The 26,735-nt window shown below is 62.6% G+C and carries 26 protein-coding genes and 1 other annotated feature; of the genes, 9 read left to right on the top strand and 17 right to left on the bottom strand.

Features of this window, described 5'->3' with window-relative positions; all coding sequences use genetic code 11:
- Window positions 1–494 precede the first annotated feature (494 nt).
- Complete coding sequence (gene gndA, locus ABTW55_RS03850) at window positions 495–1,901, top strand: NADP-dependent phosphogluconate dehydrogenase (protein ID WP_004938815.1); 1,407 nt, start codon at window positions 495–497, stop codon at window positions 1,899–1,901.
- A 74-nt stretch (window positions 1,902–1,975) separates the two neighbouring features.
- On the opposite strand, the gene hisIE is transcribed toward gndA, so the two are convergent.
- From hisIE to hisL, 9 genes are all read right to left on the bottom strand, one after another.
- Complete coding sequence (hisIE, locus tag ABTW55_RS03845; RefSeq protein WP_033654609.1) at window positions 1,976–2,596, bottom strand: bifunctional phosphoribosyl-AMP cyclohydrolase/phosphoribosyl-ATP diphosphatase HisIE; 621 nt, start codon at window positions 2,594–2,596, stop codon at window positions 1,976–1,978.
- Complete coding sequence (gene hisF / locus ABTW55_RS03840) at window positions 2,590–3,366, bottom strand: imidazole glycerol phosphate synthase subunit HisF (RefSeq protein ID WP_033637764.1); 777 nt, start codon at window positions 3,364–3,366, stop codon at window positions 2,590–2,592. The genes hisIE and hisF overlap by 7 nt, the downstream gene beginning before the upstream one ends.
- The gene (gene hisA, locus ABTW55_RS03835) at window positions 3,348–4,085 is read right to left on the bottom strand and encodes a 1-(5-phosphoribosyl)-5-[(5-phosphoribosylamino)methylideneamino]imidazole-4-carboxamide isomerase (RefSeq protein WP_060419862.1); all 738 of its coding nucleotides are present in this window, start codon (window positions 4,083–4,085) and stop codon (window positions 3,348–3,350) included. The genes hisF and hisA overlap by 19 nt, the downstream gene beginning before the upstream one ends.
- 5 nt (window positions 4,086–4,090) lie before the next feature.
- Complete coding sequence (gene hisH, locus ABTW55_RS03830; protein ID WP_060419859.1) at window positions 4,091–4,681, bottom strand: imidazole glycerol phosphate synthase subunit HisH; 591 nt, start codon at window positions 4,679–4,681, stop codon at window positions 4,091–4,093.
- Complete coding sequence (hisB, locus tag ABTW55_RS03825; RefSeq protein WP_033637767.1) at window positions 4,681–5,748, bottom strand: bifunctional histidinol-phosphatase/imidazoleglycerol-phosphate dehydratase HisB; 1,068 nt, start codon at window positions 5,746–5,748, stop codon at window positions 4,681–4,683. The genes hisH and hisB overlap by 1 nt, the downstream gene beginning before the upstream one ends.
- A complete protein-coding gene (hisC, locus tag ABTW55_RS03820) occupies window positions 5,745–6,833 on the bottom strand; it encodes a histidinol-phosphate transaminase (RefSeq protein WP_041034253.1) in 1,089 nt (362 codons plus the stop codon). Before hisC ends, hisB begins: the two co-directional genes overlap by 4 nt.
- Window positions 6,830–8,137 (bottom strand): histidinol dehydrogenase, encoded by a 1,308-nt coding sequence (gene hisD / locus ABTW55_RS03815; RefSeq protein ID WP_060419856.1) that lies wholly within the window; start codon window positions 8,135–8,137, stop codon window positions 6,830–6,832. The genes hisC and hisD overlap by 4 nt, the downstream gene beginning before the upstream one ends.
- A 4-nt stretch (window positions 8,138–8,141) precedes the next feature.
- Window positions 8,142–9,041 carry an ATP phosphoribosyltransferase gene (gene hisG, locus ABTW55_RS03810; protein WP_060419852.1) on the bottom strand — a complete coding sequence of 300 codons (900 nt, stop codon included), beginning with the start codon at window positions 9,039–9,041 and terminating at the stop codon, window positions 8,142–8,144.
- A 69-nt stretch (window positions 9,042–9,110) separates the two neighbouring features.
- Window positions 9,111–9,237 (bottom strand) — a sequence feature (His leader region).
- The gene (gene hisL / locus ABTW55_RS03805) at window positions 9,213–9,260 is read right to left on the bottom strand and encodes a his operon leader peptide (protein WP_100396937.1); all 48 of its coding nucleotides are present in this window, start codon (window positions 9,258–9,260) and stop codon (window positions 9,213–9,215) included. Its footprint overlaps the feature before it by 25 nt.
- Before the next feature lie 229 nt (window positions 9,261–9,489).
- Between hisL and ABTW55_RS03800 the strand changes: the two genes are divergently transcribed.
- A complete protein-coding gene (locus ABTW55_RS03800) occupies window positions 9,490–10,314 on the top strand; it encodes an SDR family oxidoreductase (RefSeq protein WP_039566785.1) in 825 nt (274 codons plus the stop codon).
- Window positions 10,315–10,329: 15 nt separating this feature from the next.
- Here the strand turns inward: ABTW55_RS03800 and ABTW55_RS03795 are convergent, their stop codons facing one another.
- Window positions 10,330–11,214 carry a LysR family transcriptional regulator gene (locus tag ABTW55_RS03795; RefSeq protein WP_033637772.1) on the bottom strand — a complete coding sequence of 295 codons (885 nt, stop codon included), beginning with the start codon at window positions 11,212–11,214 and terminating at the stop codon, window positions 10,330–10,332.
- 137 nt (window positions 11,215–11,351) lie between these two features.
- On the opposite strand from ABTW55_RS03795, the gene ABTW55_RS03790 reads away from it, so the two are divergent.
- Window positions 11,352–12,542: an MFS transporter gene (locus tag ABTW55_RS03790; protein ID WP_080431146.1), complete on the top strand. Its 1,191-nt coding sequence runs from the start codon at window positions 11,352–11,354 to the stop codon at window positions 12,540–12,542.
- Here the strand turns inward: ABTW55_RS03790 and ABTW55_RS03785 are convergent.
- Window positions 12,533–13,438, bottom strand: a complete 906-nt coding sequence (locus tag ABTW55_RS03785) for a LysR family transcriptional regulator (protein ID WP_060419849.1) — start codon at window positions 13,436–13,438, stop codon at window positions 12,533–12,535. The genes ABTW55_RS03790 and ABTW55_RS03785 overlap by 10 nt on opposite strands.
- A gap of 249 nt (window positions 13,439–13,687) precedes the next feature.
- Here ABTW55_RS03785 and speB point away from each other — a divergent pair, with 249 nt between their 5' ends.
- From speB to ABTW55_RS03765, 4 genes are all read left to right on the top strand, one after another.
- On the top strand, window positions 13,688–14,620 hold the full coding sequence (gene speB / locus ABTW55_RS03780) for an agmatinase (RefSeq protein WP_039566780.1): 933 nt from the start codon (window positions 13,688–13,690) through the stop codon (window positions 14,618–14,620).
- A gap of 76 nt (window positions 14,621–14,696) precedes the next feature.
- The gene (locus tag ABTW55_RS03775) at window positions 14,697–16,082 is read left to right on the top strand and encodes a sodium:solute symporter (RefSeq protein WP_033646725.1); all 1,386 of its coding nucleotides are present in this window, start codon (window positions 14,697–14,699) and stop codon (window positions 16,080–16,082) included.
- 34 nt (window positions 16,083–16,116) lie between these two features.
- Complete coding sequence (locus ABTW55_RS03770) at window positions 16,117–17,544, top strand: cytosine permease (protein ID WP_060419846.1); 1,428 nt, start codon at window positions 16,117–16,119, stop codon at window positions 17,542–17,544.
- Window positions 17,541–18,353, top strand: coding sequence for a nitrilase-related carbon-nitrogen hydrolase (locus ABTW55_RS03765; RefSeq protein WP_060419843.1), 813 nt, complete (start codon window positions 17,541–17,543; stop codon window positions 18,351–18,353). The genes ABTW55_RS03770 and ABTW55_RS03765 overlap by 4 nt, the downstream gene beginning before the upstream one ends.
- 63 nt (window positions 18,354–18,416) lie before the next feature.
- Here ABTW55_RS03765 and corA read toward each other — a convergent pair whose 3' ends face one another.
- Both corA and ABTW55_RS03755 read right to left on the bottom strand, forming a co-directional pair.
- Complete coding sequence (gene corA / locus ABTW55_RS03760; RefSeq protein ID WP_060419840.1) at window positions 18,417–19,400, bottom strand: magnesium/cobalt transporter CorA; 984 nt, start codon at window positions 19,398–19,400, stop codon at window positions 18,417–18,419.
- An 11-nt stretch (window positions 19,401–19,411) separates the two neighbouring features.
- Window positions 19,412–19,831 carry a GNAT family N-acetyltransferase gene (locus ABTW55_RS03755; protein WP_060419837.1) on the bottom strand — a complete coding sequence of 140 codons (420 nt, stop codon included), beginning with the start codon at window positions 19,829–19,831 and terminating at the stop codon, window positions 19,412–19,414.
- A 131-nt stretch (window positions 19,832–19,962) separates the two neighbouring features.
- Between ABTW55_RS03755 and ABTW55_RS03750 the strand changes: the two genes are divergently transcribed.
- The gene (locus tag ABTW55_RS03750; protein WP_060419834.1) at window positions 19,963–21,063 is read left to right on the top strand and encodes a PQQ-dependent sugar dehydrogenase; all 1,101 of its coding nucleotides are present in this window, start codon (window positions 19,963–19,965) and stop codon (window positions 21,061–21,063) included.
- A gap of 13 nt (window positions 21,064–21,076) precedes the next feature.
- Here ABTW55_RS03750 and ABTW55_RS03745 read toward each other — a convergent pair whose 3' ends face one another.
- Together ABTW55_RS03745 and ABTW55_RS03740 are read right to left on the bottom strand one after the other, a co-directional pair.
- Window positions 21,077–21,697 (bottom strand): glutathione S-transferase family protein, encoded by a 621-nt coding sequence (locus ABTW55_RS03745; protein ID WP_033637781.1) that lies wholly within the window; start codon window positions 21,695–21,697, stop codon window positions 21,077–21,079.
- A gap of 89 nt (window positions 21,698–21,786) precedes the next feature.
- Window positions 21,787–22,443, bottom strand: coding sequence for an HAD family phosphatase (locus ABTW55_RS03740; protein WP_033654623.1), 657 nt, complete (start codon window positions 22,441–22,443; stop codon window positions 21,787–21,789).
- 288 nt (window positions 22,444–22,731) lie between these two features.
- Here ABTW55_RS03740 and ABTW55_RS03735 point away from each other — a divergent pair, with 288 nt between their 5' ends.
- Window positions 22,732–23,754, top strand: a complete 1,023-nt coding sequence (locus ABTW55_RS03735; protein WP_060419831.1) for an isopenicillin N synthase family oxygenase — start codon at window positions 22,732–22,734, stop codon at window positions 23,752–23,754.
- A 59-nt stretch (window positions 23,755–23,813) separates the two neighbouring features.
- Here ABTW55_RS03735 and ABTW55_RS03730 read toward each other — a convergent pair whose 3' ends face one another.
- Complete coding sequence (locus tag ABTW55_RS03730; RefSeq protein ID WP_033637784.1) at window positions 23,814–24,959, bottom strand: PLP-dependent aspartate aminotransferase family protein; 1,146 nt, start codon at window positions 24,957–24,959, stop codon at window positions 23,814–23,816.
- Between the two features lie 12 nt (window positions 24,960–24,971).
- The gene (locus ABTW55_RS03725; RefSeq protein WP_060419828.1) at window positions 24,972–26,339 is read right to left on the bottom strand and encodes a cystathionine beta-synthase; all 1,368 of its coding nucleotides are present in this window, start codon (window positions 26,337–26,339) and stop codon (window positions 24,972–24,974) included.
- Window positions 26,340–26,735: the final 396 nt, after the last annotated feature.

Raw genomic sequence — 26,735 nt, 5'->3', positions numbered from 1 at the left:
TAGGCTAGAAAACCTTTAATATCCTACCACTAAATCACTTGTAATGCCTCTGGATTTTCAGGGTTTCAGTCTGTTCCTAGTAACCAGTGATGACATATTCAAATGAGATATGTGCAATTGCTAGGAATTGTAGGATTACAGACCAAAATGCAAGCGTGGTGCGTAATGGGATGACTTCTTTCGAAGGTGTGGAGCAGGTTTGCCAATGCGATATCCTCATCTTGAACCACATGTTCTGGTTGATTTTTGGCCGTTGACACGAGTGCGGCAAACCGCACATCCGAACCTTTTCTTTTCCGCAATGTTACCGGTAATGTAGCAATGCGCTCAGGGCGTATATAGAACCGCCAACTGTGCGTGATTTTGTAAAGATTGTTATGGCTGCGATAGGTACATGCTTAGGAATAATCATGTACAATAAAGCAATGCAACCCTACTATGTTGTATAACCATTTGATTACAATGTAGTAATTATCTCAGACAGGAGTTCCTAAATGTCCAAGCAACAAATCGGCGTTGTCGGCATGGCGGTAATGGGCCGCAACCTCGCGCTGAACATCGAGAGCCGTGGTTACACCGTTTCCATTTTCAACCGTTCTGGCGACAAAACTGACGAAGTGATCGCTGAGAACCCGGGCAAGAATCTGGCGCCGTATTATACCGTTGAAGAGTTTGTCGAATCGCTGGAAAAACCGCGCCGCATCCTGCTGATGGTGAAAGCGGGCGAAGCAACGGATAAAACCATTGCCTCGCTGACTCCGCACCTGGACAAGGGCGATATCCTGATCGACGGCGGCAACACCTACTATCAGGACACCATCCGTCGTAACCGCGAACTGTCCGACCAGGGTTTCAACTTCATCGGTACCGGCGTTTCCGGCGGTGAAGAGGGCGCGCTGAAAGGGCCTTCCATCATGCCTGGCGGCCAGAAAGAAGCTTACGAGCTGGTGGCGCCGATCCTGGAGAAAATCGCTGCGGTTGCCGAAGGCGAGCCTTGCGTGACCTACATCGGTGCAGACGGCGCCGGCCACTATGTGAAGATGGTGCACAACGGCATCGAATACGGCGACATGCAGCTGATTGCCGAAGCCTATTCCCTGCTGAAGCAGGCGCTGAACCTGAGCAACGAGCAGCTGGCCGAAACCTTCGCCGAGTGGAACAAGGGCGAACTGAACAGCTACCTGATCGACATCACCAAAGACATCTTCACCAAGAAAGACGAAGAGGGCAAATACCTGGTCGATGTGATCCTGGACGAAGCCGCCAACAAAGGCACCGGCAAGTGGACCAGCCAGAGCTCGCTGGATCTGGGCGAACCGCTGTCGCTGATCACCGAGTCGGTGTTTGCGCGCTATCTGTCCTCGCTGAAAGACCAGCGCGTTGCCGCGTCTAAAGTGCTGACCGGCCCGAAAGTGGCGCCGTTCACCGGCGACAAAGCCGAATTCATCGAGAAAGTGCGTCGCGCGCTGTATCTGGGCAAGATCGTGTCCTACGCGCAGGGCTTCTCTCAGCTGAAAGCCGCGTCTAAAGAAAACAACTGGGATCTGCACTACGGCGAAATCGCCAAGATCTTCCGCGCCGGCTGCATCATCCGCGCCCAGTTCCTGCAGAAGATCACCGACGCTTACGCGGCGGATGCCGATATCGCCAACCTGCTGCTGGCGCCATACTTCAAGCAAATCGCCGACGAGTACCAGCAGGCGCTGCGTGACGTGGTGGCCTATGCCGTGCAGAACGGTATTCCTACGCCGACCTTCTCCGCTGCGATCGCCTACTACGACAGCTACCGCTCCGCGGTGCTGCCGGCGAACCTGATCCAGGCGCAGCGCGACTACTTCGGTGCGCACACCTATAAACGCATCGACAAAGAAGGCGTGTTCCATACCGAATGGATGGAATAAGCCCGCCCGTTGAGCGATAAAAAAAGCCGCCGAGGTTAACGCCCGGCGGCTTTTTTATTGGGCGCGAGTTAGCGTCACGCTTTTTTCTGATGCCGCTCGCGCAGCCGGCCGATCACCACGCTCAGGTCCAGATCCTGGTCCTGCAGCAGCACCAGCAGGTGATAGATCAGATCCGAGGCCTCGTTGGTCAGCTCTTCGCGATCGTTGACCGTGGCGGCCAGCGCGGTTTCCACGCCTTCTTCCCCGACCTTCTGCGCAATGCGCTTGGTGCCGCTGGCATACAGGCTGGCAGTGTACGAGCTGTCCGGGCTGGCGTGCTTGCGCTCCGCCAACAGCTGCTCCAGCTGATAGAGGAACGTCCAGTCGCTGGCGGCCGGGTGGAAGCAGCTGCTGTTGCCGAGGTGGCAGGTCGGGCCGATCGGGTTGGCCAATACCAGCAGCGTGTCGTTATCGCAGTCCGGCGTGATGCTGACCACCTTGAGGAAGTGGCCGGAGCTTTCACCCTTGGTCCACAGGCGCTGCTTGGTGCGCGAGAAGAAGGTGACGTTGCCGCTCTGCTCGGTGGCCGCCAGCGCTTCCGGCGTCATGTAACCCAGCATCAGCACTTCGCCGGAAACGGCGTGTTGCACGATGGCCGGCATCAGGCCGTCGGTTTTTTCCCAGTCCAGCTGGTTGTTCTGTTGTTCTGTCAGCACACGCGAATCTCCACGCCTTGTTCAACCAGGAACCTTTTCAGCTCGCCGATATTGATGATTTGTTTGTGGAACACCGACGCCGCCAGCGCGCCGTCGACGTCCGCATCGCGGAACGCTTCCAGGAAGTGCTCCATAGTGCCCGCGCCGCCCGAGGCGATCAGTGGCACCTTGCAGGCCTCGCGCACCCGGCGCAGCTGCTGCAGATCGTAACCGTTGCGCACGCCGTCCTGGTTCATCATGTTCAGCACGATCTCACCGGCGCCGCGGCGCTGCACTTCCTGTACCCAGTCGAGGGTTTCCCACTGGGTGATGCGGGTGCGGCTCTCGTCGCCGGTATATTGGTTGACGTGATACTTGCCGGTTTCACTGTCGAACCAGGTGTCGATGCCCACGACGATGCACTGCACGCCGAAGCGTTCCGCCAGGCGGCTAATCAGCTCGGGATCGGCCAGCGCCGGCGAGTTGATCGAAATCTTGTCGGCGCCGAAAGACAGGATCTGGCTGGCGTCCTCGGCGCTTTTAATGCCGCCGGCGACGCAGAACGGAATATCAATCACCTCCGCCACGCGCGATACCCAGCTTTTGTCCACCACCCGGCCGTCGCTCGAGGCGGTGATATCGTAAAACACCAGCTCGTCCGCACCTTCTTGCGCATAGCGCTGCGCCAGCGGCACGATGTCGCCGATGATTTCGTGGTTGCGGAACTGCACGCCTTTCACCACTTGCCCGTCTTTAACATCCAGGCACGGGATTATCCGTTTTGCCAGCATGCAATCGCCTCCTCAACGCTAAATTTACCTTCCAGCAGGGCGCGCCCCACGATCACGCCGGCAACGCCGCTGCCGCGCAGCTGGGCGATGTCGTCCAGATTGCCGATGCCGCCCGAGGCCTGGAAGGCCACCTGCGGATAGCGGCGACTGATCGCCTGATACAGCGCCACGTTGGAACCGGCCAGCGTGCCGTCGCGCGAAATGTCGGTGCACAGCACGTGCTTCAGCCCGTAGGGCAGGAACTGCTCCACCACCTGTTCCAGCGTGGCGTCGGAATCCTCCTGCCAGCCGCTGATGGCCACGCGTTTCTCGCCCTGCGCGTCGATGCGCACGTCCAGCGCCAGCACCAGCGCGTCGGCGCCGTAGCGCTCGAACCAGCTCTGCACCAGTTGCGGCTGTTTCACCGCGGTGGAGCCGATCACCACGCGCGTGGCACCGGCCTCCAGCAGGGCGCTGACGTCTTGCTCGTTGCGGATGCCGCCGCCGACCTGCACCGGCACATTAACCCCCGCCAGCAGTTTGCGCAGCAGCGGGATCTGGCGCGCCGCCGGATCCTTGGCGCCGGTCAGATCGACCAGGTGCAGTACCTGCGCGCCCTGTTGTTGATAGTCCTGCAGGCGTAACAGCGGATCGTTGCCGTAGTCGCGCTGTTGGCCGTAATCGCCCTGATGCAAACGCACCACGTTACCGTCGATCAAATCCAAAGCCGGAATAATCATGCTGCCTACATCTCCAGAAAGTTTTTCAACAGTTGCGCGCCGGCCGCTCCAGAACGTTCTGGATGAAACTGCACGCCGAAGAAGTTGTCTTTTTGCACGGCGGCGGTGAAGGGCTCGCCGTAGTTCGCCTGGGCGATGGTGCTGGGGCATATCGGCATCGCATAGCTGTGAACGAAATAGAAGTAGGCGCCGTCATCGATGCCGCGGAACAGATGGTGGCCCGTCTGCGCGGACACCTGGTTCCAGCCCATGTGCGGCAACGGCAGGCCGAAGTCGGTCATCTGCTTGACCGGCGTATCGATGAGGCCGAGCGTGGTCACGCCGCCGTTCTCTTCGCTGCTGGCCGCCAGCAGCTGCATGCCGAGGCAGATGCCCAGCACCGGCTGCGTGCAGGCCTTGATCAGCTCGACCAGATCGCGCTCGCGCAGTTGATCCATCGCCGCCTGCGCGGTGCCGACGCCCGGCAGGAACAGCTTGTCGGCGCGCAGCACGATCTCAGGATCGCGGCTCACCTCCGGCTGATAGCCCAGGCGCCGCACCGCGTAGGTGACGGAGGCCAGGTTGGCGCAGCCGGTATCCAAAATCACCACGTTCATCACAGCACTCCTTTCGAGCTCGGCAGGGTATTGCCCTCGACGCGGATCGCCTGGCGCAGCGTGCGGCCAAACACTTTGAACAGGCTCTCGACCCGGTGGTGGTCGTTTTTGCCCTTGGTCTTCAGGTGCAGCGTGCAGCCCATGGTGTAAGAGAGCGAACGGAAGAAGTGCTCGACCATTTCGGTGCTGAGATCGCCGACGCGCTGATAGTTGAACTCGGCCTTGTACTCCAGGTGCGGGCGGCCGGAAATATCCAGCGCGCAGCGCGCCAGGCACTCATCCATCGGCAGCACGAAGCCGAAGCGGGCGATGCCGCGCTTGTCGCCCAATGCCTTGTTCAGCGCTTCACCCAGCGCCAGACCGGTGTCTTCCACCGTGTGGTGATCGTCGATATACAGATCGCCTTTGACGTCGATCTCCATGCGGAAGCCACCGTGGGTGGCGATCTGATCCAGCATGTGATCGAAGAAGCCGACGCCGGTTTTGATCTTGCTGCCGCCTTCGCGATCCAGCCAGACGTTGACGTCGATCTGCGTCTCTTTGGTCACGCGGTTAACCCGCGCGTGGCGGTCGCGCAGGGTCAGCTGGCGCACGATCTCTTTCCAGCCCAGCACGCCGCGCTGGTAGCGCAGCCCCTGGATGCCCATGTTTTCCGCCAGCTGCACGTCGGTCGGCCGATCGCCGATCACGTAGCTGTGGGCGGCATTCAGCACGCCGGGTTCGAGGTAGCCCTTCACCAGCGCGGTTTTCGGTTTGCGGCAGTCGCAGTTGTCCGCCGGCAGGTGCGGGCAGATCAGCACATCGGCGAACTGAATGCCCTGCGAGCTGAGGATCTGCATCATCAGGTTGTGCGGCGGATCGAAGGTTTCCTGCGGGAAACTGGCGGTGCCGAGCCCATCCTGATTGGTGATCATCACCAGCTGATACCCCGCCTGTTGCAGCGCCAGCAGGGAAGGGATCACGTCCGGCTCGAGCGCCAGCTTGTCCAGGCGGTCAACCTGGAAATCTTCCGGTGGCTCGGCGATCAGCGTGCCGTCACGATCGATAAAGAGGATTTTTTGGCTCACATTGGCTCCTGGCGAGTCTGGTTGGCGCCGGGCAGGGCGGACAAAGCGTCCACCACGCGTTGACATTCGTCGCGGGTGCCTATGGTGATGCGCAGGCAGCCGGACAACCCGGGCTGTTTGTTTTGGTCTCGTAAGATAATGCCCTGATCCCACAAGCTTTTAAACACATTACTTGAGGCGGTGAAGCGGGCCAGCAGGTAATTGCTGTCGCTGGCGAAAACCTGCTCGACGCAGGCGCATTTTTCCAGCTGTTGCTGCAGCCAGCTGCGGGTGGCTGCGATGTCGGTGACGCGCTGACGCATGGTGCGGATACCTTCTTCGCTCAGCGCCTGCGCGGCGATATCCGCCACCGGCGTCGAGAGCGGGTAAGGCGCGATCACCTTCAGTAGCAGGGCGATCAGATCTTCGTTGGCGAGCGTAAAGCCGCAGCGCAGGCCGGCCAGCGCAAAGGCCTTCGACAGCGTGCGCAGGATAGCCAGATGCGGATAGTCGCTCAGCCACCCGGCCACCGAGGCCTGCGGGCAAAACTCGATATAGGCTTCGTCCACCGCGACGATCGCCTTGCCTTTGGCCAGCTCCAGCAGGTTGCGCAGCGAGTCCGGGTCGATCAGGTTGCCGGTCGGGTTGTTCGGGCTGCAGACGTAGATCAGCTTCACGTTGTCCATGCTGTCTGCGATGGCCGGCAGATCCAGCTGCCAGTCCTCTTTGGCGGCCACGGTGCGGCGCTCCACGCCGAAGGTTTCGGCGCTGACGGCGTACATGCCGTAGGTCGGCGGGCAGAACAGAATGGCGTCTTTGCCCGGCTCGCAGAAGGCGCGGATCAGCAGTTCGATGCCTTCATCGGCGCCGCGGCTGACCAGCACCTGCTCTTTCTTCACCCCGGCGTAGGCGGCGTAGCGTTCGATTACCTGCGCCGGCTGGCACTCCGGATAGCGGTTGAAGGTTTGCGCGGTCAGCTGGAACTCGGGCGCGATCGGGTATTCGTTGGCGTTGAGCCACACGTCGCCCTTACCGCCGAGGCGGCGCGCCGATTGATAAGGGGTCAGCTCGCGAACGTTGGCGCGCGCCAGTTTTTCGATGCTCATGCTTGCTCCTTCAGGGCGGCGACGCGCAGGGTCACGGCGTTCTTGTGGGCGATCAGCTGCTCGGCGGCGGCCAGCGTCTCGATGGTGGCGGCCAGGTTGCTGAAGCCCTGCGGCGTCAGCTCCTGCACCGTCATGCGTTTTTGGAAATCGGCCAGCCCCAGGCTGGAGCAGGTGGCGGTGTAGCCGTAGGTCGGCAGCACGTGGTTGGTGCCGGAGGCGTAATCGCCGGCGGACTCCGGCGACCAGTCGCCGAGGAACACTGAGCCGGCGCTGGTGATGCCGTCCACCAGCTCGCGCGCATTGCGGGTCTGAATGATCAGGTGCTCCGGGCCGTAGCGGTTGCTGATGGCCACGCACTCTGGCAGATCGCGCGCCACGATCAGGCGGCTGCTCGCCAGCGCCTGGCGGGCGGTCTCGGCGCGCGGCAGCTCGGCCAGCTGGCTTTCCACCGCTTCGGCCACTGCCTGCGCCATTGCCGCGTCCGGCGTCAGCAGGATCACCTGCGAATCCGGGCCGTGTTCGGCCTGCGACAGCAGATCGGAAGCGACGAACGCCGGGGTGGCGCCGGCGTCGGCGATCACCAGCACCTCCGAAGGCCCGGCCGGCATGTCGATAGCCGCGCCGTCGAGGCGCTGGCTGACCTGCCGCTTGGCTTCGGTCACGAAGGCGTTGCCCGGCCCGAAGATCTTCGCCACGCGCGGCACGCTTTCGGTGCCGAACGCCAGGGCGGCGATCGCCTGCGCGCCCCCGACCTGAAACACTTCCTGCACGCCGCACAGCTGTGCTGCATACAGGATCTCATCGGCGATCGGCGGCGGCGAGCACAGCACCACCCGGCGGCAGCCGGCGATGCGCGCCGGCGTCGCCAGCATCAGCACGGTGGAGAACAGCGGCGCCGACCCGCCGGGAATATACAGGCCCACCGAGTCGATTGGGCGAGTCACCTGCTGGCAGCGCACGCCCGGCTGCGTTTCGACGTCCACCGCCGGCAGTCGCTGCGCGTTGTGGAAGGTGTCCACGTTGGCGACGGCCACCGCCATCGCCTGTTTGATGTCATCGCCCAGCCGCGCGCAGGCGGCGGCGATCTGCTCGGCGCTGACGCGCAGCGCGGCGACGTCCGCCTTGTCGAAGCGGGCGCTGTAGTCGCGCAGCGCCCGATCGCCGTTGGCCTTCACGTTGTCGAGGATCTCGCTCACCGTGCGGGTGATGCTGTCGGAAGCGGCGATTGCCGGGCGCATCAGCAGCTCGGCCTGGCGTTCGGCGCTGCACGTTGCCCAATCGATCGGCGTGTTGAAGGTCGACATGGCGTTACTCCATCATCTTTTCAATCGGCAGCACCAGAATCGAGCTGGCGCCGAGCGCTTTCAGTTTTTCCATGGTTTCCCAGAACAGGGTTTCGCTGCTCACCATGTGCATCGCCACGCGGTTCTGCGCGCCGGCCAGCGGCAGAATGGTCGGGCGTTCGGCGCCCGGCAGCAGCGCGACGATCTCGTCCAGCTTTTCGCTCGGCGCGTGCAGCATGATGTATTTGGATTCACGCGCCTGGATCACGCCCTGAATGCGGGTCATCAGGCGGTCGATCAGCTGCTGTTTGGCTTCCGGCATTTCGCCGTCGCGCTGGATCAGGCAGGCCTTGGAGCGGTAGATCACCTCCACCTCGCGCAGGCCGTTGGCCTCCAGCGTGGCGCCGGTAGAGACCAGATCGCAGATGGCGTCGGCCAGGCCGGCGCGCGGCGCCACTTCCACCGAACCGTTCAGCAGGCAAGATTTGAAGCGCACGCCCTGCTGGTCGAGGTATTGCTTCAGCAGGTGCGGGTAAGAGGTGGCGATGCGTGCGTCCTGCAGGCTTTGCGGGCCGGTGTATTCGGCGTCGAGCGGGGTGGCCAGCGACAGGCGGCAGCCGCCGAAATCGAGGCGGCGCAGGGTGAAGTAACGCGGGTCTTCGCCCTGAGCGCGGCGGCTGAGCAGCTCTTCTTCCAGCACGTTTTCGCCGATGATGCCCAGATCGACCACGCCGTCCATCACCAGGCCCGGAATGTCGTCATCGCGCACGCGCAGGATATCGATCGGCATGTTTTCCGCGAAGGCGATCAGACGCTGCTGCTGCAGGTTGATCTTGATGCCGCAGCGCGCCAGCAGTTCCTGGGATTCCTCGCTCAGGCGGCCCGACTTCTGCATTGCGATCCGTAAACGTGTCTTGTCCAGCATGGTAACCTCTGTTTAATCTGTAATTTTATGAATTTGTTGTAAAAATATTCTTTCTGTCTGTCCGAAGCCAAAAAAAAACCCTCGGAAGAAATCTTCCGAGGGCTCTCTCTTGCGTTCTGCGCGCCACTGGAAGATTAACAAACCGTCTTCCAGCACACATCGCCTGAAAGACTAGTCAGGGTGATGGTGATGATGGTGGTTGAACTGAACGCGTGTCATGGTGTTTTTCTCTAATCAAAAGCCGGTAAAAACCGTATGCCAATTAAGCTAAACTATCCTCTGTCCACCGCGCAACCCTTTTTTAACGTCATAAATTTAATTTATTGAAACAGGTTAGGTTATTAGCCACACACGGCTTTACCTAACCTTAAGCCGGGCAGATTGTATCGCCGTGCACAGTGGCGTAGCCTTAGGGGTAGGGCGCTGCGATCTTCAGGAGAGGAAGAGGATGAAAAAGGTAGCCATTATTGGTTTGGGTTGGCTGGGCATGCCGTTGGCGCTGTCGCTGATGGGGCGCGGGTATGACGTGGTCGGCAGCAAAACCACGCCGGACGGCGTCGAGGCCGCGCGCATGAGCGGCATCGAATGCTATCAACTGGAGCTGACGCCGGAGCTGGAGTGCGATCCGGACGATCTGGAATCGCTGCTGCGCGTGGATGCGCTGGTGGTGACGCTGCCCGCACGGCGCACCGTCGAAGGCAGCGAGAACTATTTCAATGCGGTGCGCATGCTGGTGGACAGCGCGATGGCCTTCGGCGTGCCGCGGGTGATCTTTACCAGTTCCACCTCGGTGTACGGCGAAACCGCCGGCACGCTGCGCGAAGAGTCGCCGCTGCGGCCGGTCTCGCCGTCGGGCCGGGTGCTGGCCGAGCTGGAGCGCTGGCTGCATGAATTGCCGAATACCTCAGTGGACATTCTGCGGCTGGCGGGGCTGGTGGGCGCCGATCGCCACCCCGGCCGCTTCCTGGCGGGCAAACTCGACGTGAAGGGCGGTTCGCAGGGGGTGAATCTGGTGCACCAGGACGACGTCATCGCCGCCATCCAACTGCTGCTGAAGCTGCCGAAGGGCGGCCACGTATACAACCTGTGCGCGCCGCGTCATCCGGCCAAACGCGAATTTTATCCGGCGCTGGCCGAGCAGCTGCACCTGGAGCCGCCGCAGTTCGCCGACGAAGCGGAGCAGGATGAGCGGCTGGTGGACGGCAACCGCATCTGCAACGAGCTGGGTTTTGAGTACCAGTATCCCGATCCGGCGCGCATGCCGGTCAGTTAAGGCAGCCTACGCCGTTTAAAGCGGGAAAAGGTGGCTCGTCACAAAGTCGACGAACAGCCTGATTTTGACTGACAGGTGGCGGCCCGACGGCCAGAGGACATGAAAAACCATGTTCTCGCGGTCGTATTCATCCAGGACCGTCACCAGGCTGCCCTGTTCCAGCTGTCTACGCACGGCGATTTCCGGCAAATAAGCGATGCCGAGCCCTTGCTCCGCGAAGCACACCTGCGGATCGAGAGTATTTGTCACCATGCTTGCCGGCCGTTCGGGGATCATCTCCGTCTTGTCTCCCAGCGGCCAGACATCCAGTTTGCCGGTGCTGGGGAAGCGATAATGCAAACGGGCATGGCTTGTCAGATCCTCGGGCTTGCTTGGCATACCCGCTTTGCTGAAATAACCCGGCGCGCCAACGAAAACCTTGCGGCAGGTACCCAGCCGGCGGGCAACCAGCCGTGAGTCGCTCGGGGTTCCGCTGCGGATAACGGCATCGAAACCTTCCTCAATCACGTCAACCAGCCGATCCGAATAATCAATATCCAGCTCGATCTCAGGATAGCGGCGTTTGAAGTCCCCCAGTTTTGGCATGAAAAGCGTGCCCAGCGACGGCAGACTGATGCGCAGCTTGCCCTGGGGCGTTCCCCGCGTTTGCAACAGTTCGGCTTCCGCCTCTTTCACCTCGCTCAAAATGCGTCGGCACCTTTCCAGGAACAAAGCCCCTTCCGGCGTTAGGTTGACCGTGCGGGTGGAGCGGTGAAACAGCCGCACGCTGAGCCGTTCCTCCAGCCGGGCGATAGTTTTGCTGACCGCCGACGCGGAGATCCCCAACTGTTGTCCGGCCGCCGTGAAACTGCGGCTTTCACTGACCCGCACGAAAACATCGAGAGAACCCAGACTTTCCATAGGCTTCCATTCTATTGATGACTTTTTTGTCATGAGTGTTATTCACTTTAGCCTGTTTTTCTTTTATCGGCGAGTGGGCAGCATGATGCAACCGTCATCCGCAATGAGCGGAAACATCTTTGAATGGGGAGTGATTGATGAATCAAACGACGATATCTGCGCCTGCCGGGAGCAGCGAGCGGTTGCCGCTGGGGGGCCTGCTGGCATTGGCGATGGCCGCTTTTATCACGCTGCTGACCGAGATCATGCCGGCGGGCGTGCTTTCTTCGATCGCGGGCGATTTGAACGTATCTGAAAGTCTGGCGGGGCAGTTCATCACCGCCTATGCGGTGGGGGCGTTGGTCGCCGCTATTCCGTTCACCGCATTGACGCAAGGCATGCGGCGCCGCCCCTTGCTCTTGAGTGCGATCTGCGGTTTTGCCATCGTCAACCTCGTCACGGCGTTGTCGCATGATTACCTCGTCTCATTGGCGACGCGTTTCTTCGCCGGCGTTTTCGGCGGCATCGTTTGGTCCTTGCTGGCCGGTTACGCCGTGCGCATGTCACCGGCCCATCTTGGCGGCCGCGCTATTGCGATCTCCGGCGCCGGCGCCACCCTGGCGCTGGTGCTCGGCGTTCCGCTCGGCACGTTGCTTGGTCGAGCCATCGGCTGGCAAGGCGCCTTTGGCCTGATGACGTTGATGGCGCTGATGCTCGTGGTGTGGATCATTGCCATCGTGCCGGATTTCCCCGGCCAGGCTAAGGAACATCGTCCGTCTCTGAGCGGCGTATTCTTGCAATGCGGGATCCGCGCCGTGCTGTTTGTGGTGTTCACCTTCATCGTTGCCCACAACATTCTGTATATCTACCTGGAGCCTTTCCTCACGCCGTCGGGGTTATCCGAGCGGGTCGATATCGTGCTGTTTATCTTCGGGCTGGGCGCGATTGCAGGATTGGGCGTCGCCGGGATGCTGGTCGATCGGCGAGTCCAATCTCTTACGGTGATGAGCATCGTCATCTTTGCCCTCGCGGCGATGCTGCTGGGGAGTGGGGGGAGGATGGCTCCGATGGTTTATCTCGCGGTCGCATTGTGGGGCGCGGCTTTCGGCGGTTTCGCCACCCTCACGCAGACGGCATTGTCACGCCTTTCCGGCCGCGCGGCCGACGTGGCGCAGTCTATGTATACGACGGGCTGGAATACCGCCGTGGCCGCCGGTGGCGCGGTCGGTGGCATGCTGCTCGACAAGGGCGGGGCGGCCTCTTTCGCCTGGGCCATCATTGGGCTCCTCATCCTGTCTTTAATCGGCACGCTGTTTGCCATGAATCGGGCGCTGGCCTCTCAGCGATGAAGTGATTGGCGTGCGGCGCGCGCCAAATCCTCCAGCAGCGCGTTCAACGCCTCGTCGGGCTGGACGGGGCGGCTGATCAGGCTGAGCGTGGCGCGGTATGAGAGCGCCGCGCCGCCCAGCTGCCGCAGCAGCCCCTGTTCCACCCAGCGCGCCGCGTAGTGGGTGGGCAGATAGCCGAGACAGGTGCCGCTCAGCACCAGATGGGCGACGCTTTCCATATGGTGGGCCACCGCCGCCAGGTGAGGCGGCGCGATCGGGCACAGCTGCTGCGCCAGCAGGTAGCCGCGCTTGACCCAGCGCGCGTTTTCAATCTGCTCGCGCTCCGGTTCTTCCACCGCGAACAGCGGGTGATCCGCGCTGCAGTAGATAGCCTGCGTCTCCTCCAGCCACGGCTGATAACGCAACGCCTCCAACTGCTGGCCAAAGTAGCCGATGCCCAGATCGAGCTGCCGGTGCAGCAGCCCTTGCTCAATCTCGTTCGGCGAACAGATGCGGCACTGCAACTGCACGTCCTGGTGGCGGCGCTGGAAGTGTTTGATGGCCTGGCTGAACGGATTGCCCGGCAGCGAAACCAGATTATCCACCAGACCGATCTGCAGATCGCCGGTCAGCAGGCCGTTCAGCGACTGGCTGACCCGGGTGAAGTCGCGGGCGGCGTTGAACAGCGAGCGGCAGGCGATCAGCATGCGTTCGCCCTTGGGCGTCAGCCTGAAGCCGGAGCGTCCGCGCTGGCACAGGCGAAAACCCAGCCGGGTTTCCAGCGAGGCCAGGTGAGTGCTGATGGTGGACTGGTTCATCAGCAGCGCTTCCTGCGCGGCGCTGACGCCCTGAGCTTCCGCCACCGCGACGAATACCCGCAGCAGTTTCAGATCGATATCGCTTAGGTTGGTGAGCATCGTCCCCTCCGCAGAACGTCGGCCGGTTAACCCATTTTTAACATCGAGAAAATAGGTGCGGCGCTGAAGATATGGCCTCCCTTATGGCATGAAGTTGAAATAAAAATCAATACTTCAATAAGTTAGTTACATCGCGTTTTTCGATGTTTACATGCAAAAGCGGGAATGGTAGCCGGGGTGGCCAGCGGGGTAGTCTGCGAATGTTGCTAAAATGTTTCAATTTATCGCAGATCAAGACAAGGAAACGCCATGCTGAACCAACCCCAAAGCGGTAACGATATGCCGCGCTTTGCCGGTATCCCCACCATGATGCGCCTGCCCGCCGCCGAACAGGCGCGCGGTTTGGACGCCGCCTTTGTCGGCATTCCGCTGGATATCGGCACCTCCAACCGCAGCGGCACCCGCTATGGCCCGCGCCAGATCCGCCAGGAATCGGTGATGATCCGCCCCTACAACATGGGCACCGGCTCCGCCCCGTTCGAACGGCTGCAGGTGGCCGATCTGGGGGATGTCGCTATCAACCCTTACAGCCTGGCGGACAGCGTGCAGCGCATCGAGGCGGCTTACCACGAGATCCTGGCGCACGGCTGCATGCCGTTGACGCTCGGCGGCGACCACACGCTGACGCTGCCGGTGCTGCGCGCCGTCGCCCGTCGACATGGCCCGGTCGGGCTGATCCACGTCGATGCGCATTCCGACACCAACGAGGAGATGTTCGGTGAACAGCTGGCGCACGGCACCACCTTCCGCCGCGCGTTCGAGGAGGGGTTGCTGGCGCCGGAAAAAGTGGTGCAGATCGGCCTGCGCGGCAGCGGCTATGCGGCGGACGATTTCGACTGGTCGCGCCGTCAGGGCTTTCGCGTGGTGCCGGCCGAGGCCTGCTGGCACCGATCGCTGACGCCGCTGATGGCGGAGATCCGCGAACAGATGGGCGATGCGCCGGTTTACCTCAGCTTCGATATCGACGGGCTGGATCCGGCCTTCGCGCCGGGTACCGGCACGCCGGAGGTCGGCGGGCTGTCGGTTTGGCAGGGGCTGGAGATCGTGCGCGGCTGCCGCGGGCTGAACCTGGTGGGCGGCGATGTGGTGGAAGTGTCGCCGCCTTACGATCGCTCCGGCAACACGGCGCTGCTGGCGGCCAACCTGCTGTTTGAAATGTTGTGCGTGCTGCCGGCCCGCTGAGGCGGCGCACTGACCCTACCGGCGGAGCGGTTGCGTCGGGGCCCCTGATAACAATAACAACGGAGTGGAGGTACCCATGAATCTCGATCTGCTGGTCGTGGTGTTTTACTTTCTGGTGATAGGCGCGGTGGGGTGGATGGGCATTCGCCGCGCCAATTCCAAAGAGGCGTATCTGGTCGCCGGGCGCAACCTGGGGCCGGGGCTGTATCTGGGCACGCTGTCGGCGGTGGTGCTCGGCGGCGCGTCGACCATCGGCAGCGTCAAGCTCGGCTACACCTACGGCATCTCCGGCGTCTGGCTGTGCGGCGCGCTGGGGCTGGGCATCGTGGTGTTGAGCCTGGTGCTGGCCAAGCCGCTGCTCAAGCTGAAGCTGTATACCGTCAGCCAGGTGTTGTCGCGGCGCTATCATCCGGCGGCGCGGGTTACCAGCGGCGCGATCATGCTGGCGTATGATCTGATGGTGGCGGTGACTTCGATCATCGCCATCGGCAGCGTGATGCAGGTGATGTTCGGCCTGTCGTTCAGCGCGTCTATCCTGCTCGGCGGCGGGCTGGTGGTGCTGTATTCGACGCTGGGGGGCATGTGGTCGCTGACGCTGACCGACATCATTCAGTTCATCATCATGACCGTCGGCATGATGCTGGTGCTGATGCCGATGAGCATCGTCAAGGCCGGCGGCTGGGAGGCGTTCACCAGCCTGCTGCCCGCCGGTTACTACCAGCTGTCGTCGATCGGGCTGGACACCATTCTGGTATTTTTCCTGATCTACTTCTTCGGTATTCTGATCGGCCAGGACATCTGGCAGCGGGTATTTACCGCCCGCAGCGCCAACGTGGCCCGCTTCGCCGGGCTGGGGGCGGGCGTCTACTGCGTGCTGTACGGCGTGACCGGCGCGCTGATCGGCATGGCCGGCAAGATCGTGCTGCCGTCGCTCAGCAACACCGACGGCGCCTTCGCCGCTATCGCGCAGGCGGTGTTGCCGGTCGGCGTCAGCGGGCTGGTGGCCGCCGCGGCGTTGGCGGCGCTGATGTCCACCGCCAGCGCCTGCCTGCTGGCCTCTTCCACCATCGCGCTGGAGGACGTATTGCCGGCCATCCGGCGCAAACCTTCCGGCGGGTTGGCCGCCGGGCGCTTCACCACGCTCCTCATGGGCGCGGTCATGCTGGGGCTGGCATTCGTGGTGCGCGACGTGCTGGCGGCGCTGACCCTGGCTTACAACCTGTTGGTGGGCGGCATGCTGATCCCGCTGGTGGGGGCGATCTTCTGGCCGCGCGCCACCAGCGCCGGCGCCATCGCCAGCATGCTGACCGGCAGCCTGTGCGTGGTGGGGCTGATGGTCTGGCACGGCATCGACGCCAACAGCCCAATCTACGGCGGCCTGCTGGGCGGCGGCGTCGCCTTCGTGCTGGGCAGCCTGTTGAGCCGCCCGGCAGCGCAGCTGCAGACCCAAACCGAGCGCTGAAACGACGAGGCTAATGACTGCGACGAGGTGGGACATGAACAATCGCAATGTGGCGTCACGCCCAAAAATTGAAGTGCGCTCGATAGACTATGTGCCCCGTCACGAGCGGCATGGCAAGGTTTGGCATCAGGCGCCGTTTTGGTTTACCGGTAATTTCGTTTTGACGACGATGGTGGTCGGTTTCACCGGCCCGGCGCTGGGGCTGGGTGCGCTTTATTCGATGCTGGCCATTGCCGCCGGCGTAGGGTTCGGCACCTTCTTCATGGCGTGTCATGCCAACCAGGGGCCGCGGATGGGGCTGCCGCAGATGATCCAGTCGCGGGCTCAATTCGGCCTGCGTGGTGCCATCGTTCCCTTTGCCGCCGTGGTGTTTGTCTACATCGGTTTCAACGTGTTCAACGTTATTCTCGCGACCGATGCGATCAACACGATGTTGCCGGGCCACCGCCTGCCCTGGTATGCGTTGCTGATCGCGGTGGCCGTGCTGTTGGCGATCGTCGGCCACGATATGCTGCATGCGGTGCAGCGCTGGCTGACCTATGTGATGATGGCGGTGTTTGGCGTGCTGACGGTCGGCGCCGTGTTGTCGCTGCGGATGGACGCCGCCATCGGCGCCGGGCATTTCTCGTGGGCGGCCTTTTTGATTCAGCTGTCGGCCGCCGCCGGCTACCAGATCAGCTACGCGGTGTACGTTTCCGACTACTCGCGTTATTTACCGCATGAAACGCCGTCTGCCAACGTGATCTTTTGGACTTATCTGGGGGCGGCCGGATCGGCGCTTTGGCTGATGTCGCTGGGCGCGTTTCTGGCTTCAGCCTTACCGTCCCCCGATGCGATCGGCAGCGTACAGGCGGTGGGAAATGCCGTCTATCCGGGGTTCGGCACGCTGGCCGTGCTGATCGCTGTGCCCTCGCTGGTCGGTATCATGGCGGTCAACTGTTATGGCGCGATGCTGACCAGCCTCAGTGCGATTGACGCGTTCCGTAAAGTGACGCCGACGTTGAAATTACGCATGACCGGCATTGGCGTCGTCGCCCTGACGGTGTTTGCGGTGGCGTTGGCCATCCCGGCGAGCTACCTCGCCAGCTTCAATACCTTTGTGCTGCTGATGCTGTATTTCCTGGTGCCCTGGACGGCGGTGAATCTGATGGACTTTTACGTGGTGCGCGACGGGCATTACGCGATTGGTGAAATCTTCAACCCGGCGGGGATCTACGGCCGCTGGGGGCGCCCCGGCCTGACGGCCTACGCGATCGGCCTGCTGGCGATGGTGCCGTTCATGACGTTGGGCTTTTACACCGGCCCCTTTGCTGTTTTACTGGGCGGTGCGGATATCGCTTTTCTGATCGGCCTGCTGGTGGCCGGGAGCGTTTATGTCGTGATGTGCCGAAAGCTCGATCTTGAAGCCGAACGGCGGGTGGCGTTGCGCAGCGAGGGTTTATTGGAAGGAGAGCCGGAGTGAAGGAAAAAATCAGCGTCGCATGCTGCCAGTTAGCGTTGCGGGTCGGGGAAGCGGAACATAATCGGGCGCTGTCCGTCCAGGCTATCCGCCGGGCGGCGCAGCGCGGCGCCAACGTTATCGTGCTGCCGGAGTTGGTGAACAGCGGCTACGTGCTGCGCGATAAGGCGGAGGCGCGGGCGTTGGCCGAGGCCGAAGACGGGCCTAGCCTCAGCCTGTGGCGGGGCCTGGCGCGCGAGTTGGATGTGGCGATCGTCGCCGGTTTTTGCGAGCGCCTGCCCGATGGCGAGGTGGCCAACAGCGCGGCATTGATCGATGCGCAGGGGGTGAGGGCGATTTATCGCAAAGCGCACCTGTGGCACGAAGAGAGCACCATCTTTACCGCCGGCGATCGGCCGCCGCCGGTCGTCGAGACCCGCTTTGGCCGGTTGGCGGTGATGATCTGTTACGATCTCGAATTCCCTGAGTGGGTGCGGCTGCCGGCGCTGGCCGGCGCTCAGCTGCTGTGTGCGCCGGTCAACTGGCCGCTGGCGCCGCGCCCGCAGGGCGAACGGCCGGCGGAGATGGTGAAGGCGCAGGCCAACGCCGCCGTCAATCGGCTGTTCATCGCGGTGTGCGATCGTTGCGAAACGGAGCGCGGCGTTGCGTGGATCGGCGGATCGGTGATCGTCGACGCCGACGGCTATCCGTTGACGCAGAGCCTGGCAGGCGAAGGCATGGTGCTGGCATCGATGGATATCGGCGCGGCCGATGACAAGCATATCGGCCGCCACAATCACGTGCATCACGATCGGCGGCCGATGCTGTATTGAAGCGGCGGGGCGGGCTGCCCCGCAGAGGTTTTTTGCCGGCGGGAAAACCCGTTGTTTTGGCGCTTACAGCCAGCCCGATTTCTTCAGCTTCTGATACAGGAAAATGCAGCCGACGGCGGTCACCCCCAGCGTGGCGTGATAGGCCCACGGGAACTTCAGCTCCGGCATGTCGGCGAAGTTCATGCCGTACAGGCTGAAGATCACCGTCGGGATGGCCAAAATCGCCCCCCAGCCCGCCAGGCGTTTCACCACTTCGTTCTGTTTGACCGTCACCAGCGCCAGGTTGACGTGCATGGCGTTGGTCAGCATTTCGCGCATGTCGTCGATATTGCTGACCACCTGATGCGCGTGATCCTGCACATCACGCACATAGGCGCGCAGCTCTTTCGGGATCACTTCTTCGTGCAGGCGGATCAGCTGGTTGCAGATTTCATCCATCGGCAGCGCGGCGTTGCGCAGCGCCAACAGGTGGCGGCGCAGGGTATAGACGTTCTCGATCGCCACCTGATCGAACTCCGACTGAAACATGTTGGCTTCGATATTCTCGATGGTGCTCTCGAAGCGCGTCACCACGCTGCGGTAGTTGTCCACCACGAAGTCCAACACCGAATAGAGGGCGAAGCCCGGCCCGCGGCACATCTGCTTGCGGTTCTCTTCCGCCTTGGCGCGGATCGGCGCGTAGCTGGGCGAGGCGCCGTGGCGCACCGTCACCAGAAAGTTTTTGCCGACGAAGAAATGGGTTTCGCCGTATTCGATTTCGTCGTTCTCGCCCCACTGCGCGGTTTTCACCACGATGAACAGCGAGTCGCCGTAGGTTTCCAGCTTCGGCCGCTGGTGCGCGCACAGCGCGTCTTCGATCGCCAGATCGTGCAGGCCGAACTCCTCCTGCACCTTGCGCATAAACGCCGGCTCCGGCTGCCGCAGCCCCAGCCAGATGAAGGTATCCGGCTGTTTGACCACCTCGCTGATATCGTCGATAGTCACTTCGCCCAGCCGTTGGCCGGCTTTGTACGCCACACAGTTCACCACCATGCTTTTGCTGTCCATCCGTCCATCCATTAATCAGTCAGGGTTTTGGTAAGAAAATAACACTCATGTTCCACCGGATACTCTTTCAGCGTCATTTGCAGCTGATAGCCGAGCTTTTCGTAGAACGGCCGCGCCTGGAAGCTGAAGGTATCCAGGCGAGCGTAGCGGCAGCCGCGCGCCTGCGCCTCGCGTTCGGCGGCGCGCATCAACCGGCCGCCGAGGCCGCTGCCGCGCTGGGAATCCGCCACCCACAGCCATTCGACGCTCAGCCAGTTGCCCCAGGTTTCGGCGGTCAGCCCGCCGATCACCGTGCCGGCCTCGTCTCGCGCATAGACGCTGAGCGGCTTGCGGTGACGGGCATCGATATGCGGCAGGTTGTAAGCGCGCAGGCCTTGCCTGATCGCATCGAGGGTGTCTTCGTCAATCGCGTCGGTAACGGTAATGTCCATGATTCCTCCTGGGTGATGGGTTAACTTAAGCACACTGCGGCTAAAAGGCAACCTGTTGAAATGTAATGCAAACGACCGCGCCCGCTGAGTGGGCTACACTAAACGGGTCATTTCACCCCCAGGAGGATGCCATGCCCCGATTGACTTTGCTGGCCGGTTTGCTGCTGTGCAGCGGCCTGCTGCACGCCGCGCCGACGGTCAGCCAACTGCAGGACGGCCTGGAACACCCGTGGTCGCTGGCCTTTTTGCCGGCGGAACAAGGCCTGCTTATCACCGAGCGGCCCGGCCGGCTGCGGCTGTGGCAGCAGGGCAAAGGCCTGTCGCCGCCGATCGCCGGCGTGCCGCAGGTTTACGCCGAGGGGCAGGGCGGCCTGCTGGAGGTGTTGCCGGCCCCCGACTTCGCCGCCAGCCGCCGGGTGTACCTCAGCTTCGCCGAACCGGGCGAGGGCGGCAAAGCCGGCACGGCGGTCGGCTACGGCCGTTTGAGCGAAGACGGAAGGCGGCTGGAAAACTTCAAGGTGATCTTCCGCCAGCTGCCCAAGCTGTCGGTCGGCAATCACTTCGGCGGCAAGCTGGCGTTCGACAGGCAGGGCTACCTGTTTATCGCGCTGGGCGAAAACAACCAGCGGCCGACGGCGCAGGAGACCGACAAGCTGCAGGGCAAGCTGGTGCGGCTGACCGCCGAAGGCGCGGTGCCGCCGGACAACCCCTGGGTCGGCCAGGCCGGCAAACGGCCGGAGGTTTGGTCTTATGGGCACCGCAATCCGCAAGGGCTGGCGCTGAACCCGTGGAGCGGCGCGATCTGGGAACACGAGCACGGCCCGCGCGGCGGCGATGAGCTCAACCTCCCGCTGCCGGGTAAAAACTACGGCTGGCCGCTGGCCACCTACGGCATCAACTATTCCGGCCAGCCGATCCCCGAGGCCAAAGGGGAACGGGTGCCCGGCACCGAACAGCCGCTGCACTATTGGCGGGTATCGCCCGGCCTCAGCGGCATGGCGTTTTATGACGGGCAGCGCTTCCCCGCCTGGCGGCACTCGCTGTTCATCGGCGCGCTGGCGCAAAAGGAACTGATTCGCCTGACGCTGGAAGGCGACAAGGTGGTGGCGGAAGAGCGGCTGCTGGGCGATCGCGGCGAGCGCATTCGCGAGGTGCGCAGCGGGCCGGATGGCTATCTGTATCTGCTGACGGACGAGCGGAACGGCAAGCTGTTGAAGGTCGGGGCGTCGTAACGCCCCGCAGCGATCAGGTGAGTTCGCTCATCACGCCGCGCTGATAGGCCGGGCGGGCGCGCAGCTGCTGATACCAGCGCTCCATGTTCGGCCGCGGGCGGCGGGCGATCGGCATTTCGAACCAGGCGTAGGCGAAGCTGCCGAGCGGGATATCGCCGAAGCCGAACGCGTCGCCGGAGAGGTAAGGCTGGCGCGCCAGCGTCTGTTCGATGACGTCGAAGTGCTTTTCCAGCGTGGCGATCGCCGCTTCGATTTTCGCCATGTCGCGCAATTCCGGCGCGGTGCGGATCAGGCCCCAAAAGACGATGGTGAAGGCCGGGACGATGGTTGAGGTGGTCCAGTCCATCCACTTCTCGGCGGCGGCGCGCGCCTGCAGATCTTGCGGATAGAACGTCGCGTCGCCAAATTTCGCCGCCAGGTAGCGCACGATGGTGTTGGATTCCCACAGCACGAAGTCATCGTCCTGCAGCAGCGGCACCAGGCCGTTCGGGTTCAGCGCGCGGTAACTCTCTTCGTTCACCTTGCCGAACGCGCCGCCGGCGTTGATGTGGGTGTAGCTCAGCCCCAGTTCGGCGGCGCACCACAGCACCTTCCTGACGTTGTTCGAATTCTCACGGCCCCAAATGGTCAGCATTGCGCAACTCCGTTAGTGGATTAAGGACCCTCTATACCTACGCCACAAAACGCTATTTGTCACACCGCAGGGCACTTTTTGCCTGCCGCTCAGCGTTCCCAGCGGCACACTTCCCAGCCGTGCTCCGCCGCAAGCGCGCTCAGTTCGCTGTCGGGGTTGATCACCGTGGCGCTGTCGACGAATTGCAGCATCGCCTTATCGTTGAGGGAGTCGCTGTAGCCGTGGCTGTGTTCGAATTGCAGGTGCGGATGCTGCGCCAGCCAGCGTTGCAGGCGGATCACCTTGCCCTGTTGATAGGTCATGGTGCCGTAGGTGTTGCCGGTGAAGCGGCCGTCGCTGATTTCCACGCCGATCGCCAGCGCATCATCGGCGCCGAGCTGTTCGGCGATCGGCGCCACCAGATGCTCGCCGGTGGCGGAGATCACCAGAATGCAGTCGCCGCGCTCGCGGTGCCACTGCAGGCGTTCACGGGCGGCGGGATAGACGCGCGGCAGGATATCGCGCCGGATGTAACGCTGTACCCAGCCGGCCACGGTTTGCACGCTCAGGCCGGCCAGCGGCGCCAGCGTGGCCTGCATGTAGTCCTCCATCGACAGCTTGCCCTGATAATAAAGCTGCATCAGCTGCTGCTCCTGCAGCTCCAGCTCCGCCGGCGCGAAGCCCTGGCCGACCAGCCAGCGGATCCACAGGCTGGCGCTGTCATCGTCAATCAGGGTTTCATCCAGGTCGAATAAGGCTAAATCCATCAGTATTTCTCCGGCAGGCAGGGTATGAGGTCGTTTACAGGATAGCGGATAGCGCCCGTCGCCAGCCAGCGGCGTCGGCGAAATTGCGCAGAGCATAAGTAACATTGATGACGGTTTTGCGACAGTTTGTTGAACGTTTGCATAACTTAGAACGCAACAATATTGGCCGCCCCGGCGAGCGCGGTGATAACTATGGAGCAAATGCAGCTACCCGGTAGGGAGTGACAATGTTGATTATTCGCCTGTATGGCAGCCCGATTGTGATTGGGGAAGAAGAGGAACCGCATGATGACGCATCTGACGACGCTGAAGACGCTGCCGCTGCTGGATCTTTCGCTGCTTGACGGCGATGCGCGTCAGCGGCGCGCCTTTCTCGACGATCTGCGCGCGGCGGCCCGCGACGTCGGCTTTTTCTATCTGCGCGGGCACGGCGTGGACAGTGTGCTGAATGCGCGGCTGCAGCAGGGCGCGCGGCAATTTTTCGCGCTGCCGGAAGCCGACAAGCTGGCGGTGCAGATGGTGCATTCGCCGCACTTTCGCGGTTACAACCGGGCGGCGGCGGAGCTCACGCGCGGCCAGCCGGACTGGCGCGAGCAGTTCGATATCGGTGCCGAACGCCCGGCGCTGACGCTGTCTGACGACACCCCACGCTGGGCACGCCTGCAGGGGCCAAACCAGTGGCCGGCGGCGCTGCCGACGCTGAAACCGCTGCTGCTGCAGTGGCAACAGGCGATGACCGCCATGTCGCTGCGGCTGCTGCGCGCTTTCGCTTTGGCGCTGTCGTTGCCGGAGCAGGCTTTCGATCGCTTGTATGGCGATAAGCCCAACGAGCACATCAAACTGATTCGCTATCCGGGGCGGGACGCTACCGCCAGCGCACAGGGCGTCGGCGCGCACAAGGATTCCGGTTTTCTCAGCTTCCTGCTGCAGGACGAGCAAAAAGGGTTGCAGGTGGAGGTGAGCGAAGGGCGGTGGCTCGACGCCCAGCCGCGTGAAGACACCTTCGTGGTGAACATCGGCGAGCTGCTGGAACTGGCGACCAACGGCTATCTGCGCGCCACGGTGCACCGGGTGGAAACGCCGCCGGCGGGGCGCGACAGGCTGTCGATCGCTTTTTTCCTCGGCGCGCGCTTGGACGCGGTGGTGCCGTTGTATCAACTGCCGCCGCCGCTGGCGGCGCAGGCGCGCGGCCCGGCCAGCGATCCGCTCAACCCGCTGCTGCGCGACGTGGGGTATAACTACCTGAAAGGCCGCATCCGTTCCCACCCCGATGTGGCGCAGCGCTTTTATCGGGACGTCATCGGCGTCTGAATAGCGGGCACAAAAAAGCCCGGCGCGCCGGCCGGGCTGATGGCGCTTGATGCGGGCGATTATTCCGCCAGCGCCTGCTGCAGATCGGCGATCAGATCTTCCACATCCTCAATCCCCACCGACAGGCGCACCAGCTGCGGCGTGATGCCGGTTGCCAGGCGCTGTTCCAGCGGAATGGAGGCGTGCGTCATGCTGAACGGCTGGCTGATCAGGCTTTCCACGCCGCCCAGGCTTTCCGCCAGGGTGAACAGGCGCGAGCGCTTGATGACCCGGCGCGCATAGGCGTCGTCGCCTTTCAGCCGCACCGAGATCATGCCGCCGAAGCGCGTCATCTGGCGCGCCGCCAGCGCGTGCTGCGGATGGCTAGGCAGGCCGGGATAGTAGACGTTTTCCACCTGCGGCTGGCTCTCCAGCCACTGGGCGATGCGCAGCGCGCTGTCGCTGTGGCGCTGCATGCGCAGTGCCAGGGTGCGAATGCCGCGCAGCGTCAGGAAGCTGCTGAACGGATCGAGAATGCCGCCGACCGCGTTTTGCAGGAAACCGAGCTGTTCCGCCAGCGCCGGGTTATCCCCCACCGCCGCGACGCCGGCCACCACGTCGGAGTGGCCGTTGAGGTATTTGGTGGCGGAGTGCACCACCACGTCAAAGCCCAGATCCAGCGGGCGCTGCAGATACGGCGAGGCGAAGGTATTGTCCGCCACGCTGATAAGCCCATGCTTTTTGGCGATCGCGGCAATGGCGCTCAGATCCGCCAGCTTCAGCAGCGGGTTGGTCGGGGTTTCTACCCAGATCATTTTGGTGTCCGGCTCGATCGCCTGCTCCAGCCCGGCGAGATCCGCCGGCGACACGTAAGTGACGCGCAGGCCGGCGGTGCGGCTGCGCACTTTTTCCAGCAGGCGATAGGTGCCGCCGTACAGATCGTCTACTGCGATCAGGTGGCTGTCCTTATCGAGCAGCTCCAGCACCGTGGAGCAGGCCGCCAGGCCGGAGGCGAAGGCGTAGCCGCGGCTGCCGCCCTCCAGTTCGGCGATGGCGCTTTCCAGCGCGGTGCGCGTCGGGTTGGCGCTGCGGGAGTATTCGTAGCCGGTATGCTCGCCCGGCGCCGGTTGGGCGTAGGTGGAGGTGGCGTAAATTGCCGGCATCACGGCGCCGGTGGCGTCCGGGGTGTAACCGGCGTGAACGGTCAACGTATCAAACTTGGCCATAAAGGGTCCTTATTAACGTAATTTTTGGCGCCAGGCGTTTAGCACGTCTGTGCGGGTAATCAGGCCGAGGAAGCGCTCGCCGTCGAGCACCACCGCGACGTGGCCATGGTTGAAGGTGGCCTGCAATTCGTCGTAGCCGGCTTCCTTTTGCAGCGTCTGGACTTGCTTGGTCATCGCGCTGCCGGCCGGCAGGCTGAAGTGGGCGGCGTCGGCCTGGACGGCGTTCAGCAGATCCCACTCATCGATCAGGCCGACCACCCGATCGCCTTCCAGCACCGGCAGCTGCGAGATGTCGTACAGCCGCATGCGGGCGTGCACGATCGCCAGCGTGTCGTCCGGCGCGGCGGAGACGGCGGCGCCTTCGTCGTGGCGGTAGGCGATCAGATCGCGCAGATCGCCGTGCTGCGGCTTGCTCAGCAGGCCCTGTTCCAGCATCCAGTGGTCGTTATACATTTTAGACAGGTATTTGTTGCCGCTGTCGCAGACGAAGGTCACCACCCGCTTGGGTTCGGTCTGTGCGCGGCAGTAACGCAGCGCGGCGGCCAGCAGGGTGCCGGTGGACGATCCCGCCAGCACGCCTTCCTTGCGCAGCAGATCGCGCGCGGTGGCGAAGGCTTCGGCGTCGCCGATGCGATAAGCGTGGCGGACCTGGTCAAAGTCGCTGAGCGGCGGGATGAAGTCTTCACCGATGCCTTCCACCAGCCAGCTGCCCGCTTCGCCGATGTGGCCGCTGTCGAGATAGTCCGCCAGTATTGAACCCGCAGGGTCGGCCAGCACAAATTCCGTCTGCGGCGAAACCTCGGCGAAATAGCGGCTCAACCCGCCCAGCGTGCCGCCGGAGCCGACGCCAACCACGATAGCGTCCACGTCATGCTCCATCTGCCGCCACAGTTCGGGCGCGGTGGTGGTGGTATGGGCCGCCGGATTGGCCGGGTTGTTGAACTGATCGATATAAAAGGCGCCGGGGATCTCCCCGGCCAGGCGTTTGGCGTAATCCTGATAGTAGGCCGGATGCCCCTTGCCGACGTCCGAGCGGGTCAGCTGCACTTCCACGCCCAGCGCGCGCAGGTGGAAGATCTTCTCGCGGCTCATCTTGTCCGGCACCACCAGCAGCAGCTTATAGCCTTTCAGCGCCGCCACCAGCGCCAGCCCCAGGCCGGTATTGCCGGCGGTGGCTTCGATGATGGTGCCGCCCGGCTGCAGCTTGCCGTCGCGCTCGGCCTGTTCGATCATCGACAGCGCCACGCGGTCTTTGATCGAACCGCCGGGGTTTTGATTCTCCAGCTTGACGAACAGCCGGCACGGGCCGGTATCGAACCGGGTCAGTTCCAGCATCGGGGTATTGCCAATCATCTCGATGACGGAATGGGGGATCGCCATGACTCATCTCCAGGATTATTCGGTATAAAAGTCGTTATGTGGATGATAGCGCTGAGAATAAGCGCTTTAAAAAGAACAAATAACGGTTATATATGCCATTATGGAATATATTAATCTTTTTTAGACGTGTGGATGCGCAGATGTTTAGCAGTGCAGATGCTTGGCCGTGTAGCCGTGGGTGGGTGCAAAAATGCGCGTCGCGATGCTTTTTTGAACGATAAGCGGGGGGCTGCGTACAGTTATGTAAAAATGCTGAAAATTCACGCTAAACCCTGCAAAAATAAGATAAATCACATAAACTCACAGCAAGGGCATTTTCGGTGCGCTGCGTTACCCGCTACGGGCGCCGCAGGGGGTTGCGGCCGGCACGCGCGCACCGGGCCACTCTCGCTGGTT

The sequence above is a fragment of the Serratia sp. SM04 genome (assembly GCF_040280225.1).
GTDB classification, from domain to species: Bacteria; Pseudomonadota; Gammaproteobacteria; order Enterobacterales; family Enterobacteriaceae; genus Serratia; species Serratia sarumanii.
The sequence above is the reverse complement of the archived record's forward strand: the minus strand, read 5'-3'. Positions and strand labels throughout refer to the sequence as shown.

Bases quoted from the DNA above. Each gene is read 5' to 3' on its own strand.
- ABTW55_RS03725 (WP_060419828.1), bottom strand. From the start codon at position 26,339: ATGGCGATCCCCCATTCCGTCATCGAGATGATTGGCAATACCCCGATG.
- hisA (WP_060419862.1), bottom strand. From the start codon at position 4,085: ATGATTATTCCGGCTTTGGATTTGATCGACGGTAACGTGGTGCGTTTG.
- ABTW55_RS03755 (WP_060419837.1), bottom strand. From the start codon at position 19,831: ATGGACATTACCGTTACCGACGCGATTGACGAAGACACCCTCGATGCG.
- ABTW55_RS03790 (WP_080431146.1), top strand. From the start codon at position 11,352: ATGAATCAAACGACGATATCTGCGCCTGCCGGGAGCAGCGAGCGGTTG.
- ABTW55_RS03800 (WP_039566785.1), top strand. From the start codon at position 9,490: ATGAAAAAGGTAGCCATTATTGGTTTGGGTTGGCTGGGCATGCCGTTG.
- ABTW55_RS03740 (WP_033654623.1), bottom strand. From the start codon at position 22,443: ATGGATTTAGCCTTATTCGACCTGGATGAAACCCTGATTGACGATGAC.
- ABTW55_RS03795 (WP_033637772.1), bottom strand. From the start codon at position 11,214: ATGGAAAGTCTGGGTTCTCTCGATGTTTTCGTGCGGGTCAGTGAAAGC.
- ABTW55_RS03735 (WP_060419831.1), top strand. From the start codon at position 22,732: ATGACGCATCTGACGACGCTGAAGACGCTGCCGCTGCTGGATCTTTCG.
- gndA (WP_004938815.1), top strand. From the start codon at position 495: ATGTCCAAGCAACAAATCGGCGTTGTCGGCATGGCGGTAATGGGCCGC.
- ABTW55_RS03770 (WP_060419846.1), top strand. From the start codon at position 16,117: ATGAACAATCGCAATGTGGCGTCACGCCCAAAAATTGAAGTGCGCTCG.
- corA (WP_060419840.1), bottom strand. From the start codon at position 19,400: ATGGACAGCAAAAGCATGGTGGTGAACTGTGTGGCGTACAAAGCCGGC.
- ABTW55_RS03730 (WP_033637784.1), bottom strand. From the start codon at position 24,959: ATGGCCAAGTTTGATACGTTGACCGTTCACGCCGGTTACACCCCGGAC.
- ABTW55_RS03750 (WP_060419834.1), top strand. From the start codon at position 19,963: ATGCCCCGATTGACTTTGCTGGCCGGTTTGCTGCTGTGCAGCGGCCTG.
- speB (WP_039566780.1), top strand. From the start codon at position 13,688: ATGCTGAACCAACCCCAAAGCGGTAACGATATGCCGCGCTTTGCCGGT.
- hisD (WP_060419856.1), bottom strand. From the start codon at position 8,137: ATGTCGACCTTCAACACGCCGATCGATTGGGCAACGTGCAGCGCCGAA.
- hisH (WP_060419859.1), bottom strand. From the start codon at position 4,681: ATGAACGTGGTGATTTTGGATACCGGCTGCGCCAACCTGGCCTCCGTC.
- hisG (WP_060419852.1), bottom strand. From the start codon at position 9,041: ATGCTGGACAAGACACGTTTACGGATCGCAATGCAGAAGTCGGGCCGC.
- ABTW55_RS03785 (WP_060419849.1), bottom strand. From the start codon at position 13,438: ATGCTCACCAACCTAAGCGATATCGATCTGAAACTGCTGCGGGTATTC.
- ABTW55_RS03745 (WP_033637781.1), bottom strand. From the start codon at position 21,697: ATGCTGACCATTTGGGGCCGTGAGAATTCGAACAACGTCAGGAAGGTG.
- hisF (WP_033637764.1), bottom strand. From the start codon at position 3,366: ATGCTGGCAAAACGGATAATCCCGTGCCTGGATGTTAAAGACGGGCAA.
- ABTW55_RS03775 (WP_033646725.1), top strand. From the start codon at position 14,697: ATGAATCTCGATCTGCTGGTCGTGGTGTTTTACTTTCTGGTGATAGGC.
- hisC (WP_041034253.1), bottom strand. From the start codon at position 6,833: ATGAGCATCGAAAAACTGGCGCGCGCCAACGTTCGCGAGCTGACCCCT.